Genomic DNA, 1744 nt, shown 5'->3' with positions numbered 1-1744 from the left:
ATCTGGCATGTGCTCCTCCCCTGAAAGCGCCACCACGGCGCTGCCCGGACACAATACGTGCCCGCTGGAGGGGGCATCCACCCCATCAGTTCAAACTGCGCTGTTCTGGACTCGTGAGCGCGACCATGCGTTGACGGCTCTTCTGCCCAAGCGGTCGAAGGATCGAGCACTCTAAGTGTGACACTCTCTTGGCATGACTACTGTTCAGGCGGAGTTGAGCATTGCCTGTTCAACGCGATTGCGGCCGCCGGCCTTGGCTTTATACAGGGCGTGATCCGCCGCCTGAAGCAGCCCCTCCGGCATTTTCATGGAGCCACCGGAGCGGGCTATCGCCGCCGCTACACCGATGCTCACCGTGATATGATTGGCGCAAGTACTGCCCTGATGGGGAATCCCCAGAGCCGCCACACGAAATCGCATTTCTGCCGCGATCGAGACCGCAGCGTCCAGACTCGTGCTACCGAGAACGACCACCACTTCCTCACCACCATATCGACACGCCATATCAGTGGGACGACGTGCCAGTTCGCTGATACAGCTGGCAACGGTTCGCAGGCAGTTATCACCCGCCTGGTGGCCGTAAAGGTCGTTGAACTCCTTAAAATTATCGATGTCGAGAAGTACGAGAGCCATCTCTCCGCCTGTGCGAAGCGTGCGCTTCCATTCTCGATCAAAGTTCTGATCGAAAGCCCGGCGGTTCGCCAACCCAGTAAGGCCGTCCTGAAGAACCATTGCCGCAAGCTCTTCTTCCAATCGCTTGCGTTCTGTGATGTCACGCATCACCAGAATTGTCTCGCAGGCCAAGTCCGGGGCTTCAACCCGCGCGGTCGTCTCTACCCACTTGAGCGATCCATCTCCACAGAGTACCCTAATCTGAACGGCGGTCTGGTTTTGTTGACCCGACATCAAACGGCCAATCATCGCTTCGATAATTGGCCGATCATCCTCAAATACGGTGTGCGTACCGTCCGTGCCGATAAGCGCCTGCGGCTCCCATCCGAACATGTTCAACGCGGATGGGGATACGTAGCAGAACTGCCCGTGAGCGACCCGGCAGATGACGTCCGCGCTATGTTCCACCACCCTGCGAAAGGTGGCCTCAGCATCCTTATGCGTTGCGGAATCGCGCCCTAGCAAGCGGCGTAATGTGGGACGGAAGGCCATTTTGTACCTCGGGGGTCAGGCGTTCTTAGGTGGCGTGGATAAATGGCTACGGCCAGAAGACCTGCTATTTTTGGTTTCAGATGGTCTGTTCGCGCTGCGAAAATCTGGATGAGTATGCGCGCTTCTCCTTGCCTGAACCTGATCTGCTCGATCTCAGGGAAGGGGATCCGGATGCAGCCCCATGGTTGTACAGCTTGCCCCCCCCTAGATTCCTGGACGCCTTCTTCCCTAAATTTTGAGGTAAGGAGGCCCCGATGGGCAAAGCGAACTTCACCGAGGACTTCAAGCGCGACGCGGTCGTTCAGATCACCGAGCGGGGCTATCCGGTTGCGGAGATGGCTGCGCGGCTGGGGATCAGCCAGTACTCGCTCTACGAGTGGAGGAAACGGTACGGCAAGCCTGCCGCCGTGGCCCGCGATGACGATCAGGCCGCGGAGGTCCGCCGGCTGAAGCGCGAGTTGCAGCGCGTGACGGAGGAGCGCGACATCCTAAAAAGGCGGCCGCGTACTTCGCCAAGGATGCAAAGTGAAGTACGCGTTCATCGCCGAGCACCGCCTGCTGTTTTAGATCCGCGCCATGT

1 protein-coding gene and 1 pseudogene are annotated in these 1744 nt (G+C 58.8%); one reads left to right on the top strand and one right to left on the bottom strand.

Going from position 1 to position 1744, the window contains the following annotated elements:
- Positions 1–204: 204 nt before the first annotated feature.
- Positions 205–1164: a sensor domain-containing diguanylate cyclase gene (locus YU1_RS0125650; protein ID WP_084540143.1), complete on the bottom strand. Its 960-nt coding sequence runs from the start codon at positions 1162–1164 to the stop codon at positions 205–207.
- A gap of 254 nt (positions 1165–1418) precedes the next feature.
- Here YU1_RS0125650 and YU1_RS31365 point away from each other — a divergent pair.
- Positions 1419–1719: pseudogene (locus YU1_RS31365) on the top strand (transposase); the annotation flags it as partial.
- Between the last annotated feature and the right edge of the window lie 25 nt (positions 1720–1744).

This window comes from Azorhizobium doebereinerae UFLA1-100 (genome assembly GCF_000473085.1).
GTDB classification, from domain to species: domain Bacteria; phylum Pseudomonadota; class Alphaproteobacteria; order Rhizobiales; family Xanthobacteraceae; genus Azorhizobium; species Azorhizobium doebereinerae.
Note: the sequence above shows the minus strand (reverse complement) of the source record. Positions and strands in the feature narration are given on the sequence as shown.